Genomic DNA, 14,347 nt, shown 5'->3' with positions numbered 1-14,347 from the left:
GTGACACTCCGGCGAGCCTGTGGACAACGCCCGCAGGTCCTACGGGGTGGCCGGCGGACGCCCGCCCGAGGGCACCGGTCGAAGCTCGGCCAAGAGGACGCCACGGTTGGGCATCAGGTGTTGTCGAGGCATGGTCAACACGCTTCAATGCGGGGGAACTCGGGACGGCGGCGTACGGATGTGAAGAAGCCCCGACGCCGACAGGGGGACCCGACACCCGCGCGAATGGTCTGACCAGCCGTTGTGATCCAGCACAGAAAGGCCCCTGCATGCCGCACGCCACACAGCACGCGGACACCGCCGCCGACGCCGCCGAAGACGTCGCCGCCGCCGCGGAACTGGACACGGCCCTGCAAGGCGGCCCCTTCCACGTCGCGCTGCGCGCCGCGATAGCCGCCCGCGGACTGCCCCTGCAGCGCGTGCAGCACCATCTGTCGCGGTACGGCGTGAAGGTCGGCGTCACGAGCCTGAGTTACTGGCAGCAGGGCGCCCGCCGCCCCCAGCGCCCCGAGTCGCTGCGTGCCGTACGGGCCCTGGAGGAGATCCTCCAGCTACCCGAGGAGTCGCTGATCCGGCTGCTCTCCGACACCGACGAGCGGGTCTCCGCGCGGCGCCGAGGGGCCCGCTCCTACCGCGCCCTCGTCGAGGCCTCGGGCGTCCTGGAACGGCTGCTCGCCGAGCTGGACGCGCCCCTCGACGGCGGGCTGCACATGCTCGGGCACCACGAGCACGTACGGATCGGGGCGGGTCGCGAGCTCATGGGGCGCGAGTCGCACCACATCGTGCGCGCCCACCGGGAGGGCGTCGACCGCTTCGTGGCCGTCCACCACGGCGACCCCGGATGCGTACCGGAGCGGGTGAGGGTGCACGCGCTGGAGAACTGCCGCACGGGACGCATCCGTTGGCATCACGAGACCGGGGTGCTCGTCGCCGAGCTGCTCTTCGACACCCGGCTGCGGGCCGGCGACACCTACCTCTTCCGCTACGGCGTCGAGGACGGCACCGCCGGCGCCTCGCGCGAGTACGTCCGCGGCTTCGGCCCCGCCGGCGGCCAGTACGCCCTTCAGGTGCGGTTCGACGAGAACGCCCTGCCGGTGCGCTGCCACCGGTTCACCCAGCAGTCGGCGGCGGCCCCGCGCAGCGGCCGCCAGGAGCTGCCGCTCACGGGCCGCCACCATTCGGTGCACCTCGTCGAGCCCCGGGTGCGGTCGGGGATCGTCGGCATCGGCTGGGACTGGGAGTAATAGTGCTTCGTCAGGTTCTGCCGGGGATCCTCCGGCGGATCAGGCTCCCGGCCCGGCCACGATCCTGCCGTTCTCGGTCCTGACCGGGAGCTCGCTCAGCGGCACGGTGGCCGGGGCGTGCAGCACCTCGCCGGTCGTGGCGTCGAACTCGCTGCCGTGGCAGGGGCAGACGAGTTTCGTCCCCTCCAGCTTGTTGATGGGGCACGCCGCGTGCGTGCAGATCGTGCTGTACGCCTTCAACGAGCCGTCCTCGGCCCGGCTGACCACCACGTTGTGATCGCGGTACAGCCTGGCGCTCCCCTTCGTGACCTCGGTCTCCGCGCCGAGCTCGACCGGCGCGGTGGGCGCACCGGCCGGCGCCCCGCCGCCCGGGGAACAGGCCGCGAGCCCGAGCCCGGCGACCGGCGCGAGGGCCGCCCCTCGCAGGACGGTACGGCGGCTCGGGGAAGGTCGGGCGGGCATGGGGTCTCCACTGGTCAGGGGCTCGGGCGCGGTTCAGGAGTGGCGCCTGCCGACGATAGCGGTCGGTGATTGAAGGGGATGGAGGTGGGGGTGGGGGTGGCCTCGACGGCGGACGTAAACGCTTGCGCAAGCGTTTACGTCCGCCGTCGAATGGGATACGGTCCAGGCCATAAGGCCCGCGTCGGACCGGTGCACAGGACCGGTGACGGCGCGGCTCGACGGCGTGGCTCGGGAGGGAACTCATGCCAACCATGGCCGACGTGGCACGCAGCGCCGGTGTCTCCGTCGCGACCGTCTCCCATGTGCTGAACGGCACCCGGCCCGTGCTCCCGGGGACCCGCCAGGCCGTCCTGGACGCCATCGACGAGCTCGGCTACACCCCGAACACCCTCGCCCGCTCCCTGGTGACCTCCCGCACCCGTTCCATCGGCCTCGCGGTGTCGGCCATCAGCAATCCCTACTTCACCGAGATCCTCCAGGGCGTCGAGGCGACCGCCCTGGAACACGGCTACAGCCTGCTCATCGCCGATCCGCACGACGACCCGCAGCACGAGCGCAAGGTCGTCCAGCTCCTGCACGAACGACGCGTGGACGGCCTGATCGTCGCGCCCTCGGCCAACCCGGGCGAACTCGTCACCTACCTGCATCGCCACAAAGTCCCGACCGTGCTCCTGGACCGCCTGGTCGACCAGCCGGGGAACAGCGCGCCGCGCTTCGACCAGGTCTGCGCCGAGAGCGCTGAACCGGTGGCCCGGCTGGTGACCCATCTCGCCGGGCTCGGCCACCGCCGGATCGGCCTGGTCGCGGGCCGTCGCGGGCTCAGCACCACCAGCGAGCGCATCACCGGCTACCGCCATGGTCTCGCGGCCGCCGGGCTCCCCTACGACGAACGCCTCCTCGTACACGGCGACTCCGAGTCAGCCGGCGGCGAGCAGGCCACGGCGACTCTGCTGTCCCTCGCCGTGCCGCCCACGGCGCTCGTCACCGCCAACAACGCGATGACCATCGGCGCGCTGCGCGCCCTGCGCGAGCACGGCCTGTCCGTGCCCGGCGACATCGCGCTGTGCTGCTTCGACGACTTCGCCTGGGCAGACCTCTTCTCCCCCCGGCTCACCGCGATCGCCCAGCCCAGCAAGGACCTCGGCGCCCGGGCCGTGCGGGTGCTCCTGGAACGCCTCACCGCGCCGGACCGGCCCGCCCGGACCGTGCGGCTTCCCTGCACCTTCGTCCACCGCACGTCCTGCGGCTGCCCCGAGCAGTCCGAGAAGTTCGACAAGTCCGAGCACCGAACCGCCCAGAAAGGACCCGTCTCGTGATCGTCGTCGCCGGTGAGGCCCTGATCGACCTGGTACCGCAGGGCACGGGTGCCCTCGCCGGCCTGCAGCCGGCCCTCGGCGGCGGCCCGTACAACACGGCCGTGGCCCTCGGCCGCCTCGGCTCCCCGACGGCCTTCTGCTCCCGTACCTCCCACGACGCCTTCGGCGAGGCCCTGCTCGACGCGCTGCGCAAGGCCGGGGTGGATGTCTCGGCGGTGCAGCGCGGCACGGAGCCGACCACCCTGGCGGTCGCCACGATCGACGGGAACGGCTCGGCCGCCTACTCCTTTTACGTCGACGGCACCGCCGACCGCCTGTTCACAACCCCCGACCGCCTCCCAGCCGGAGCACGCGCGGTGTCGTTCGGCACCTGCTCCCTGGTCCTGGAGCCGGGGGCGAGCGCCTACGAGAAGCTGATGCGCAGCGCGGCCGCGCAGGGGGTGTTCACCGCGCTCGACCCCAACATCCGGGCCGGGCTGATCCCCGACGCGGACGCCTACCGGGCCCGGTTCGCCGGCTGGCTGCCGTCGGTGACACTGCTCAAGCTCTCCGAGGAGGACGCCCGGTGGCTGGGCGGCACCCCGCGCGAGTGGCTGGCCGCGGGTCCCTCGGCGGTTGTGATGACCCAGGGTGGCGACGGGCTGACCGTCTTCACCGGGGACGGCGCGGAACACTCCGTGCCGGGCGAGCAGGTCGCCGTGGTGGACACGATCGGCGCCGGCGACACCGTGAACGCGGCCCTGCTGCACGGCCTGTCCACCTGGGACGCCCTGTCCTCCGACGCACTCAGGGCCCTCGGCGACGACGGCTGGACACGACTGCTGCGGTTCGCGGCACGCGCGGCGGCGATCACCTGTTCCCGTGCGGGCGCGGAGCCGCCGTACGCGTCGGAACTGGGTGAGCTGTAGGGCGGCTGACTGTGCAACGGGCGGCGCCCCGCGGGGAGTTCCCGCGGGGCGCCGCCTTTCGCATGGTTCTTGCGAGGCGTTGCTCAGGCCTTGCGGGCCCGCGTCGTCTTCTTCGCAGGCGTCGTCTTCTTGGTGACCCCGGCCGCCTTCTCGGTCGACGTGTTGTTGGCCGTCCTGGCCGTCGCCGTCTTCTTCGCCGGCGCCTTGGCGGCCACCGTCTTCTTCACCGCGGACTGGCGCGGGGCCTGCACCGCAGCGGCGTCGCTGATCCGCTCGGCGCCGAGGATCTCCCGCAGGAACTTGCCGGTGTGGCTGGTCGACACCGCAGCGACCTGCTCGGGCGTGCCCTCGGCGACGACGAGGCCACCGCCGGCTCCGCCTTCGGGGCCCATGTCGACGATCCAGTCGGCAACCTTGATCACGTCGAGGTTGTGCTCGATGACGATGACCGTGTTCCCCTTGTCGACCAGGCCGGACAGCACCGTCAGCAGCTTGCTGATGTCCTCGAAGTGCAGGCCGGTGGTCGGCTCGTCCAGGACGTAGACCGTACGCCCCGTGGAGCGCCGCTGAAGCTCACTGGCGAGCTTGACGCGCTGGGCCTCCCCGCCGGACAGGGTGGTGGCGGACTGGCCGAGCCGGACGTAGCCGAGGCCGACGTCGTGCAGCGTCTTCAGGTGGCGGGCGATCGCGGGGACGGCCTCGAAGAAGTCGAGGGCCTCCTCGATCGGCATGTTCAGGACTTCGGCGATGGACTTGCCCTTGTAGTGGACCTCCAGCGTCTCCCGGTTGTAGCGGGCGCCGTGGCAGACCTCGCACGGGACGTAGACGTCCGGGAGGAAGTTCATCTCGATCTTGATCGTGCCGTCGCCCGAGCAGTTCTCGCAGCGGCCGCCCTTGACGTTGAAGGAGAACCGGCCGGGCATGTAGCCGCGGACCTTCGCCTCGGTCGTCTCGGCGAACAGCTTGCGGATGTGGTCGAAGACGCCGGTGTACGTCGCCGGGTTGGACCGCGGGGTGCGGCCGATGGGCGACTGGTCGACGTGCACGACCTTGTCGACGAGGTCGTCGCCGTCCACGCGCGTGTGCCGCCCGGGCACGTTGCGGGCGCCGTTCAGCTCGCGGGCCAGGTGCGTGTACAGGATGTCGTTGACCAGCGTCGACTTTCCGGAGCCGGACACGCCCGTGACCGCGGTGAACACGCCCAGCGGGAAGGACACGTCGATGTCCTGGAGGTTGTTCTCGCGGGCACCGTGCACGGTGAGCTGCCGGGAGGGGTCGCGGGGGCGACGGATGTCCGGCATCGGGATGGACTTCTTCCCGGCGAGGTACTGACCGGTCTGCGACTCCTCGTTGGCGAGCAGCTCCTTCAGAGAGCCGCTGTGCACGACCTTGCCGCCGTGCTCGCCCGCGCCGGGGCCGATGTCGACGACCCAGTCGGCGATCTTGATCGTGTCCTCGTCGTGCTCGACGACGATGAGCGTGTTGCCCATGTCGCGCAGCCGGACCAGGGTCTCGATCAGCCGGTGGTTGTCGCGCTGGTGCAGGCCGATGGACGGCTCGTCGAGGACGTAGAGGACGCCGACGAGGCCGGAGCCGATCTGGGTGGCCAGGCGGATGCGCTGGGCCTCGCCACCGGACAGCGTGCCGGCGGCGCGGTTCAGCGAGAGGTAGTCCAGGCCGACGTCGACCAGGAAGCGCAGCCGCTCGTTGACCTCCTTCAGCACGCGCTCGGCGATCTTCTTGTCCCGGGCGTTGAGCTTCAGCTCGCCCAGGAACTCCGCGCAGTCGCTGATCGACATCGCGGAGACCTCCGCGATCGACTTCTCCATGATCGTGACCGCGAGGACTATCGGCTTCAGGCGCGTGCCCTCACAGGTGGGGCAGGGTACCTCGCGCATGTAGCCCTCGAAGCGCTCACGGCTGGCGTCGCTCTCGGCCTCGCTGTGCCGGCGCTTGACGAAGGGGACGGCGCCTTCGAAGGGCGTGGTGTAGACGCGCTCGCGGCCGTACCGGTTGCGGTAGCGGACCTCGATCTGTGTCTTGTGGCCGTGGAGCAGCGCCTTCCGGGCACGCTGCGGGAGACCGGCGAAGGGGATGTCCGTCCGGAATCCCAGCGCGTCCGCGAGGGCGCCGATCAGGCGGCCGAAGTAGTCCTTGGTGTGCCCGTGCGACCAGGGGTGGATGGCGCCCTCGTCGAGGGACTTGTCCTCGTCCGGGACGATCAGCTCAGGGTCGACCTCCATGCGCGTGCCGATGCCGGTGCAGTCGGGACAGGCGCCGAAGGGTGAGTTGAAGGAGAAGGAGCGCGGCTCCAGTTCCTCGAAGGAGAGGTCGTCGTACGGGCAGTACAGGTGCTCCGAGTACATGCGCTCGCGCTCGGGGTCGTCCTCGGGGAGGTCGACGAAGTCGAGCACGACCATGCCGCCGGACAGGCCGAGGGCGGTCTCCACGGAGTCGGTGAGGCGGCGCTTGGCGGAGTCCTTCACCGTGAGACGGTCGACGACCACCTCGATGGTGTGCTTCTCCTGCTTCTTCAGCGTGGGCGGGTTGGAGAGCTGGATCGTCTCGCCGTCCACCCGCGCGCGGGAGTAGCCCTTGGTCTGGAGATCGGCGAACAGGTCGACGAACTCGCCCTTGCGCTCGCGCACCAGCGGCGACAGCACCTGGAAGCGGCTCCCCTCCGGCAGCTCCAGGACCTTGTCGACGATGGCCTGCGGCGACTGCCGCGAGATCGGGCGGCCGCATTCCGGGCAGTGCGGCTTGCCGATCCGCGCGAAGAGCAGACGCAGATAGTCGTAGACCTCGGTGATGGTGCCGACCGTGGAGCGCGGGTTGCGCGAGGTCGACTTCTGGTCGATCGAGACAGCCGGGGACAGGCCCTCGATGAAGTCGACGTCCGGCTTGTCCATCTGGCCGAGGAACTGACGGGCGTACGAGGAGAGCGACTCCACGTAGCGCCGCTGCCCCTCGGCGAAGATGGTGTCGAAGGCCAGGGAGGACTTACCCGACCCGGACAGGCCCGTGAAGACGATGAGCGAATCCCGAGGCAGGTCGAGCGAGACGTTCTTCAGGTTGTGCTCGCGCGCGCCACGGACGATGAGACGGTCGGCCACGCCGGTCCGCACCTTTCTTGAGAGAAGTGACAGGGGCGGGGCCCCCGTGCTTTCTCAGACTAGGGGAGCCACTGACAACGCCGGTCGGATTCCCGAGTTGCGTAACAATCCCCGACCATCCAGCATGCCCGACGCCACAGCCGACCATATAGCACGCGCATTCGATTTACGGGCCGGGCCCGCCGCCTTCACCCGAACGTGTGGCGGAGCTAGGGTCGACGTCATGACTGATCACGCGCGTGACCTGGTGTCTGTACGTGAAGCGACCGAACGGCTGCTCACCGCGGTCGGCAAGCTGGACAACGCGTCCGTGTCGCAACCGTCACGGCTCCCCGGCTGGAGCCGCGGTCACGTTCTCGCCCACCTCGCCCGCAACGCGGACGCCCTCGTGAACGTCCTGGAGGGCCGCCCCATGTACGTCTCCGGCCAGGCCCGGGACGCCGACATCGAGCGGGACGCGCCCCGTCCGCCGGATGTCCAGTTCGGCGATCTCCGCGAGAGCGCGGACCGCTTCCAGGAGGCGGCGGCCGTGCCCGCCGACTGGTCGCGCACGGTGGAGCTGCGCAACGGCGTCACCGACTCCGCGTCCCGGTTGCCCTTCCGGCGGTGGGTCGAGGTCGAGCTGCACCATGTGGACCTCGGCATCGGGTACGAGCTGGAGGATCTGCCGGCGGAGTTCGTGGAGCGGGAGATCGACTTCCTCGCGGACAGGTTCGCCGGTCATCCAGAGGTGCCGTCCACCCGGCTGACGGACGGCACGCGCGCGTGGAGCACGGGCAGCGCAGCGCCTGAGCCCGGGACCACCGTGACGGGCTCCCGGGCCGACCTTCTGGGCTGGCTCGCCGGCCGCCGCGACGGAGTCGGCCTGACCGTGTCGGGCGGTCCCCTGCCGACGCTTCCACCCCTGTAGCCGACGGGCAGCTCGCACTCCTCCGGGCCGGGGTCGTGCCCGCCGCTCCCGGCCACCCACGGTGGCCCCCTCGGCGGGCTCCGGCCCGGACTCCCGGCGATAGGCTGCCACCATGACGTACAGCGGACAGGTGACGGTCGGCGGCCCGGCGGACGTGCACGAGCTGAAGGACCTGATGATCACCAAGATCGCGGTGGGCCCGATGGACAACAACGCCTATCTGCTGCGCTGCCGGGCCACGGACGAGCAGCTGCTGATCGACGCGGCGAACGATGCCCACACGCTGCTCGGCATGATCGGTGACGACGGCATCGCGTCCGTCGTCACCACGCACCGGCACGGCGACCACTGGCAGGCGCTCGCCGAGGTCGTGGCAGCCACGGGAGCACGCACCTACGCGGGCCGGGACGACGCCGACGGAATCCCCGTACCGACCGACGTCCTGGTCGACGACGGCGACACCATCCGGGTCGGGCGCGTGGAGCTCACCGCGCGCCATCTGGTCGGGCACACGCCGGGCTCGATCGCCCTCGTCTACGACGACCCGCACGGGCACCCGCATGTGTTCACGGGGGACTGCCTCTTCCCGGGAGGTGTGGGCAACACCCACAAGGATCCCAAGGCATTCGCCAGTCTGATCCACGACGTCGAGACGAAGATCTTCGACGTACTTCCGGACGAGACGTGGGTCTACCCGGGACACGGCAACGACACCACGCTGGGAGCCGAGCGGCCGCATCTGCCGGAGTGGCACGCGCGGGGGTGGTGACCCCCCTCTCCGGGGGGCGTGAATCGCCAAACGCGCGCCCCGTGTGAATCCTCTGCACGCGCCGACCTCCCGTGCGCACTCCCCGCGCACACGGTTGCGCGGTCAACTGGACGCAGCCCCGCGCGGGATGACGGCACCTGCGCGGTATGGGCCGCCGGTCCCATCGATCCCCGCCCTCGGCCGACGGCCCGGGCAACACCCGTATCCCAGCGCCACCCTGACAGCGCTTCAGGACTATGCGTCGGCCTGCGCCGACCCGACCAGCGCCGCGACCCGCTCCACCCCGAACACATACCCCTGGACTCCGCACCCCGCGATCACCCCGTCGGCGCGCAGGGAGACGTACGAGTGGTGCCGGAACGACTCGCGCTTGTGGATGTTGGAGATGTGGACCTCCACCACCGGAAGGCCGTCACAGGTGTTGAGCGCATCAAGGATCGCGACGGATGTGTGCGAGTAGGCGCCGGGGTTGATGACGATGCCGCAGTGATGCAGCCGCGCCTCGTGGATCCAGTCGACCAGCTCACCCTCGTGGTTGGACTGCCGGAAGTCGATCGTGCCGCCGTGCGCGGCCGCCGCCTTGGCGCACAGGGCCTCGACGTCGGCCAGGGTCTCGGAGCCGTAGATCTCCGGCTGGCGCTGGCCCAGCAGGTTCAGGTTGGGGCCGTTGAGGATCATGATCGGGGCGTTGGCCAGGGTTCGGGGCACGGTTCCTCCGGTCCGTTCGGGGTCGGGCGGTCCGTCGATGACCGCTGCTCAGACCCCGGTTTATCACGGTGCACGGACCAAGCCATGGGTCATACCCTCCGGGTATGACCGTGATCTCGTATCCGCCCAAGCCCTCCCCCGGCGACCGCATCGCCGTCGTCTCGCCTGGCGCGGGCCTTCCCGGCCTCTTCCCACGCCCCTTCGAACTGGGCCTGGAGCGGCTGCGCAAGGACTACGAACTCGAACCGGTCGAGTACCCGGCGACCCGCAAGATGGGCTCGACACCGCAGGAGCGGGCCGACGACATCCACGCCGCGTTCGCCGACCCCGGCATCAAGGCGGTCATGGCGTCGATCGGCGGCGACGACCAGATCACCGTACTGCCGCTGCTGGACCGGGAGTTGATCCGGGCGAACCCGAAGCCGTTCTTCGGGATGAGCGACAACACGAACCTGCTCATGCTCCTGCGCAACGCAGGAATCGTCGGCTACCACGGCGCGACGGTGATGACCGCGCTGGGCCGCCCGGGCGCCATGGACCCGCTGACGGCGGAGTCGCTGCGGGCGGCGCTGTTCACGTCAGGTGAGTATGAGTTGGAGCCCGCCGCACGTTGGAACGACGTCGACCGCGACTGGGCCGACCCGGCGACCTTCGAGGCGGAGCCGGAGACGCGGCCCGGCGCCGGGTGGAGCTGGGTGAAACCCGACCGGGTGGTGGAGGGCCGCAGTTGGGGCGGATGTCTGGAGATCGTCGGCTGGCTGCTGATGGCCGACCGGGAGATCCCGCACGACCTCTCGGAGTTCGACGGCAGCGTACTGCTCCTGGAGACCTCGGAGGAGATGCCGAGCGGCACGGAGGTCTTCCGCACCCTGCGGAACATGGGCGAGCGCGGGCTGCTCCAGCGCTTCTCGGCGCTGCTGATGGGCCGTGCGAAGACCTGGTCCTTCGACCGCCCCAACGGCGCGGAGGAGGCCGCTCGTTACGCCGCCGAGCAGCGCGAGGCCGTCCTGCGCGCCATGGAGGCCTATGCCCCGGGCACCACGATCGTCTTCGACGTCGACTTCGGGCACACCAGTCCGCAACTGGTGATCCCTTACGGCGGCCTGGTGCGCGTCGACGGGCCCGCCCGGCGCATCACCGTCACATACTGACGGGGCCGATCACCCCCCGCGCGCCCCCGTAACCCGCCGTCACTGTGGGTAGTTGACGCAGCATGCACGACGTACGCACCGTAAGGGCGCCCTCCATGCTGCGGCTCGCGGCCGCCTCGCTCGCCGGAACGGCCATCGAGTTCTACGACTTCTTCGTCTACGGGACCGCCGCAGCGCTGGTCCTGGGGCCACTGTTCTTCCCGACGTTCTCGCCGGTGGCAGGGACCCTGGCCGCCTTCGCGACGTTCGGGGTGGGCTTTGTGGCACGGCCGCTGGGATCGGTGCTGTTCGGGCACATCGGGGACCGGCACGGACGCCGGCCGGTCCTCGTCGTCTCGCTGCTGCTGACCGGCGCCTCCACGGTCGCGGTCGGCTGCGTGCCGACGTACGACACGATCGGTGTGGCCGCTCCCCTGATGCTGCTCGTGCTGCGCTTTCTGCAGGGGCTGGGGCTCGGCGGCGAGTGGGGCGGGGCCGTGCTGCTGACCGTGGAGCACGCGCCTGCCGAACGGCGGGGTCTGTGGTCGAGCTTCCCGCAGGTCGGGCCGGCGCTGGGCTTCCTGCTCGCCAACGGCGTGGTGCTGGGGCTGTCGGCGACGCTGTCCGACGCCGAGTTCGCCGCCTGGGGATGGCGTGTGCCGTTCTGGGCGGCGGGGGTGCTGGCCCTGGTGGGGCTGTGGCTGCGGTCGTCGCTCGCCGAGAGCCCCCGGTTCCTCGAAATCGACGACCACGCGCGCGTGCCGCTCGCCGAGGTGGTACGCGACCACTGGCGGCTCCTCCTGCTGACGGCCGGGGGGCTGTCGATCGGATACGCGATCTTCTACGCCGTGACGACCTGGTCGCTCGCGTACGCCACGGAGCGGCTCGGTGTGGGCCGCAGCGTCATGCTGACCTGCATCATGGGCGCGGTGGTGGTGAAGGGCTCGCTCACACCGCTGATGGCGCTGCTCGGCGACCGGTACGGGCGGCGGCCTCTGTGCCTGATCGGGTGCGCTGCCGCCGCCCTGTGGATGTTCCCGATGGTCGCGCTCCTCGCGACGGGCGCGCCGCTGCCGATGTTCCTGGGCTTCGTCGGGGCGATGCTCGCGTTCATCACGATGTTCGCCGTGATCGCCGCGTATCTGCCGGAGTTGTACGAGCCCCGGGTGCGCTGCACGGGCGCCGCGGTGGGCTACAACCTCGGCGGCGTCCTCGGTGGCGCGCTCACCCCGATCGTGGCGACAGCGCTGGCCGAGCAGGGCGGTCGGGTGCCCTGGGGCGTGGCCGCATACCTCACCACCATTGCCTTGCTCAGCCTGGGGTGCTTCGCGCTGCTCCCGGAGACCCGCCCGGTGCGGGTGGCGGCGGCAGAGGCGACGGCCGGCTGACGCACGACGTCCATGGGTGGCTCGTACGCCTCCTAGGGATTGATCGCGAGTTCCAGGTACGCCGCGAACATCACCAGGTGGACGCCTCCCTGGAGAGGTGTGGCCCGGCCCGGCACCACGGTCAGGGAGGTCACCACGACGGTCAGCGCGAGCAGCACCATGTGGGTGGCGCCGAGGCCGAGGACCAGGGGGCCGGAGAGCCAGATGGAAGCCAGGGCGACTGCGGGAATGGTCAGGCCGATGCTGGCCATCGCGGAGCCGAGGGCGAGGTTGAGGCTGGTCTGCACACGGTCGCGGCGAGCGGAGCGCAGCGCGGCGATGGTCTCGGGGAGCAGGACGAGCAGCGCGATGATCACACCGACGACGGCGTGGTGCAGACCGGCGGCCGCCACCGCGGACTCGATGGTGGGCGACACACCCTTGGCCAGTCCGACCACCCCCACCAGCGCGAGCCCCAGCAGGATCAGGCTGATCCACGCGGTGCGCGCGGACGGCGCTTCGGCGTGGTCGTCCGCGGTGATCACCTCGCCCTGCCGGGTGATGGGCAGGAAGTAGTCGCGGTGCCGCACGGTCTGGGTCGCCACGAACAGGCCGTAGAGGATCAGCGAGGACAGTGCGGCGAAGGTGAGCTGTACGCCGGAGAACTCCGGGCCCGGCTTGCTCGTGGTGAACGTGGGCAGCACCAGGCTGAGTGTGGCGAGCGTCGCGACGGTCGCGAGAGCGGCGCCGGTGCCCTCGGGGTTGAAGACGGCCGTGCCGTGGCGCAGGGAGCCCACAAGGAGGCTGAGGCCGACGACGCCATTACAGGTGATCATTACCGCCGCGAAGACGGTGTCCCTGGCCAGGGTCGAACTCTTGGCGCCACCGTCGGCCATCAGGGTGACGATCAGGGCGACTTCGATGATGGTGACGGCGACGGCGAGGACGAGGGAACCGAAGGGCTCGCCGACCCGGTGGGCAACGACCTCGGCATGGTGCACGGCGGCCAGAACTGCCCCGGCCAGCACCACGGTGACCACCGCTACGACCACGGCCGGCAGATCCCGTCCCCAGGTGAAGATGAGCAGGACCACCGCGAGCGCCGGCACGAGGGACGTCCACCGGGTCGTGAGCGACCTGAGCCGAGGGGTCATGCGGCGATCGTCGCAGACGGGCCGGGCCCCGCATTCCGGTCGGTGTGGGCCTTGTTGTCTCGGGTTCGCTGCTTCACATCGCCTCCTCTGCGCACGCCCTGCGCGTTGGACTCCATCACCACGGGACAGCGGTCCGTCCTGGTCTCCTCCATCGGTTCGGTGGGGGCGGTCTCGGCATCAATGTCCGCACGAACGACCAGGGCGGTGGACGGCAATCCGCCGCACACCGCCCTGGCTGCGTTGCTCTCGCGTCTCCGCGCGGTCAGGCGTCGACGCTGTCCTTCGGAGTGCCCTCGCTCGGCGCCTGCGCCGCTTCGGCGGCCGCCTGCTTCCTTGAGGCCCGGAGGCTGGTGATCGTGGTGATGACCAGGACCGAGCAGATCACGCCGAGCGAGACCGGGATGCTGATCTCGGGGACGTGGACCCCCGACTCGTGCAGGGCATGCAGCACCAGCTTGACGCCGATGAAGCCGAGGATGATCGACAGGCCGTACGACAGGTGGACCAGCTTCTTCAGCAGGCCGCCGATGAGGAAGTACAGCTGCCTGAGGCCCATCAGCGCGAACGCGTTGGCCGTGAACACGATGTACGGGTCCTGCGTCAGGCCGAAGATCGCGGGGATCGAGTCGAGCGCGAAGAGCACGTCCGTGGTGCCGATCGCGAGGATCACGACCAGCATCGGGGTCATGACCCGCTTGCCGTTCTGCTGGATCCACAGCTTGGTGCCGTGGTAGCGGTCGGCCACACCGAAGCGCCGCTCGGCCGCCTTGAGCAGCTTGCTCTCCTCGTACTCCTCGTCCTTCTCCTCGGCCCGGGCCTCCTGGATGAGCTTCCAGGCCGTGTAGATCAGGAAGGCGCCGAAGATGTAGAACACCCACGAGAAGCTGGCGATGATCGCGGCGCCCGCGGCGATGAAGATCGCGCGCAGTACGAGGGCTATGAGTACGCCGATGAGGAGCACCCGCTGCTGGTACTGCGAGGGCACGGCGAACTTCGCCATGATCAGCACGAAGACGAAGAGGTTGTCGACACTCAGCGACTTCTCGGTGATGAAGCCGGCGAAGAACTCACCGGCGGGCTGGCCTCCGCCGAAGACGAGCAGCCCGAGGCCGAAGAGGCCCGCCAGCACGATCCAGACGACGGTCCAGATCCCGGCTTCCTTGATCGATACGTCGTGTGGCTTGCGGCCGATGAAGAAGTCGACCGCGATCAGTGCGGCGAGTCCTACGACGGTCAGGACCCACAGGGTCAGGGAAACATCCACTG

General features: G+C 70.3%; 12 protein-coding genes. 7 read left to right on the top strand and 5 right to left on the bottom strand.

The window, feature by feature from the left end:
• Nucleotides 1–269: 269 nt before the first annotated feature.
• The gene (locus ACKTSN_RS34930; protein WP_409472773.1) at nt 270–1,244 is read left to right on the top strand and encodes a hypothetical protein; all 975 of its coding nucleotides are present in this window, start codon (nt 270–272) and stop codon (nt 1,242–1,244) included.
• 39 nt (nt 1,245–1,283) lie between these two features.
• Here ACKTSN_RS34930 and ACKTSN_RS34925 read toward each other — a convergent pair whose 3' ends face one another.
• Nucleotides 1,284–1,706 (bottom strand): Rieske (2Fe-2S) protein, encoded by a 423-nt coding sequence (locus tag ACKTSN_RS34925; protein WP_409472772.1) that lies wholly within the window; start codon nt 1,704–1,706, stop codon nt 1,284–1,286.
• A gap of 242 nt (nt 1,707–1,948) precedes the next feature.
• Here ACKTSN_RS34925 and ACKTSN_RS34920 point away from each other — a divergent pair, with 242 nt between their 5' ends.
• On the top strand, nt 1,949–3,022 hold the full coding sequence (locus ACKTSN_RS34920) for a LacI family DNA-binding transcriptional regulator (protein ID WP_409472771.1): 1,074 nt from the start codon (nt 1,949–1,951) through the stop codon (nt 3,020–3,022).
• Nucleotides 3,019–3,930, top strand: a complete 912-nt coding sequence (locus ACKTSN_RS34915) for a carbohydrate kinase family protein (RefSeq protein ID WP_409472770.1) — start codon at nt 3,019–3,021, stop codon at nt 3,928–3,930. The genes ACKTSN_RS34920 and ACKTSN_RS34915 overlap by 4 nt, the downstream gene beginning before the upstream one ends.
• 83 nt (nt 3,931–4,013) lie before the next feature.
• Here the strand turns inward: ACKTSN_RS34915 and uvrA are convergent, their stop codons facing one another.
• Complete coding sequence (uvrA, locus tag ACKTSN_RS34910; RefSeq protein ID WP_409472769.1) at nt 4,014–7,043, bottom strand: excinuclease ABC subunit UvrA; 3,030 nt, start codon at nt 7,041–7,043, stop codon at nt 4,014–4,016.
• Between the two features lie 223 nt (nt 7,044–7,266).
• Here uvrA and ACKTSN_RS34905 point away from each other — a divergent pair, with 223 nt between their 5' ends.
• Both ACKTSN_RS34905 and ACKTSN_RS34900 read left to right on the top strand, forming a co-directional pair.
• Nucleotides 7,267–7,953, top strand: coding sequence for a maleylpyruvate isomerase family mycothiol-dependent enzyme (locus tag ACKTSN_RS34905; protein WP_409472768.1), 687 nt, complete (start codon nt 7,267–7,269; stop codon nt 7,951–7,953).
• 112 nt (nt 7,954–8,065) lie between these two features.
• The gene (locus ACKTSN_RS34900) at nt 8,066–8,722 is read left to right on the top strand and encodes an MBL fold metallo-hydrolase (RefSeq protein WP_409472767.1); all 657 of its coding nucleotides are present in this window, start codon (nt 8,066–8,068) and stop codon (nt 8,720–8,722) included.
• Nucleotides 8,723–8,956: 234 nt separating this feature from the next.
• Here the strand turns inward: ACKTSN_RS34900 and aroQ are convergent, their stop codons facing one another.
• On the bottom strand, nt 8,957–9,430 hold the full coding sequence (aroQ, locus tag ACKTSN_RS34895) for a type II 3-dehydroquinate dehydratase (RefSeq protein WP_409472766.1): 474 nt from the start codon (nt 9,428–9,430) through the stop codon (nt 8,957–8,959).
• A gap of 104 nt (nt 9,431–9,534) precedes the next feature.
• On the opposite strand from aroQ, the gene ACKTSN_RS34890 reads away from it, so the two are divergent.
• The gene (locus ACKTSN_RS34890; RefSeq protein WP_409472765.1) at nt 9,535–10,581 is read left to right on the top strand and encodes a S66 family peptidase; all 1,047 of its coding nucleotides are present in this window, start codon (nt 9,535–9,537) and stop codon (nt 10,579–10,581) included.
• Nucleotides 10,582–10,643: 62 nt separating this feature from the next.
• The gene (locus ACKTSN_RS34885; RefSeq protein WP_409472764.1) at nt 10,644–11,948 is read left to right on the top strand and encodes an MFS transporter; all 1,305 of its coding nucleotides are present in this window, start codon (nt 10,644–10,646) and stop codon (nt 11,946–11,948) included.
• Nucleotides 11,949–11,980: 32 nt separating this feature from the next.
• Here ACKTSN_RS34885 and ACKTSN_RS34880 read toward each other — a convergent pair whose 3' ends face one another.
• Both ACKTSN_RS34880 and ACKTSN_RS34875 read right to left on the bottom strand, forming a co-directional pair.
• Complete coding sequence (locus ACKTSN_RS34880; protein WP_409472763.1) at nt 11,981–13,081, bottom strand: calcium:proton antiporter; 1,101 nt, start codon at nt 13,079–13,081, stop codon at nt 11,981–11,983.
• A gap of 262 nt (nt 13,082–13,343) precedes the next feature.
• Nucleotides 13,344–14,345 (bottom strand): TerC/Alx family metal homeostasis membrane protein, encoded by a 1,002-nt coding sequence (locus tag ACKTSN_RS34875; protein WP_409472762.1) that lies wholly within the window; start codon nt 14,343–14,345, stop codon nt 13,344–13,346.
• Nucleotides 14,346–14,347 lie beyond the last annotated feature (2 nt).

The sequence above is a fragment of the Streptomyces flavusporus genome (assembly GCF_046267975.1).
In the GTDB taxonomy this organism is placed as follows: domain Bacteria; phylum Actinomycetota; class Actinomycetes; order Streptomycetales; family Streptomycetaceae; genus Streptomyces; species Streptomyces flavusporus.
This window is presented reverse-complemented; position numbering and strand designations above follow the sequence as displayed.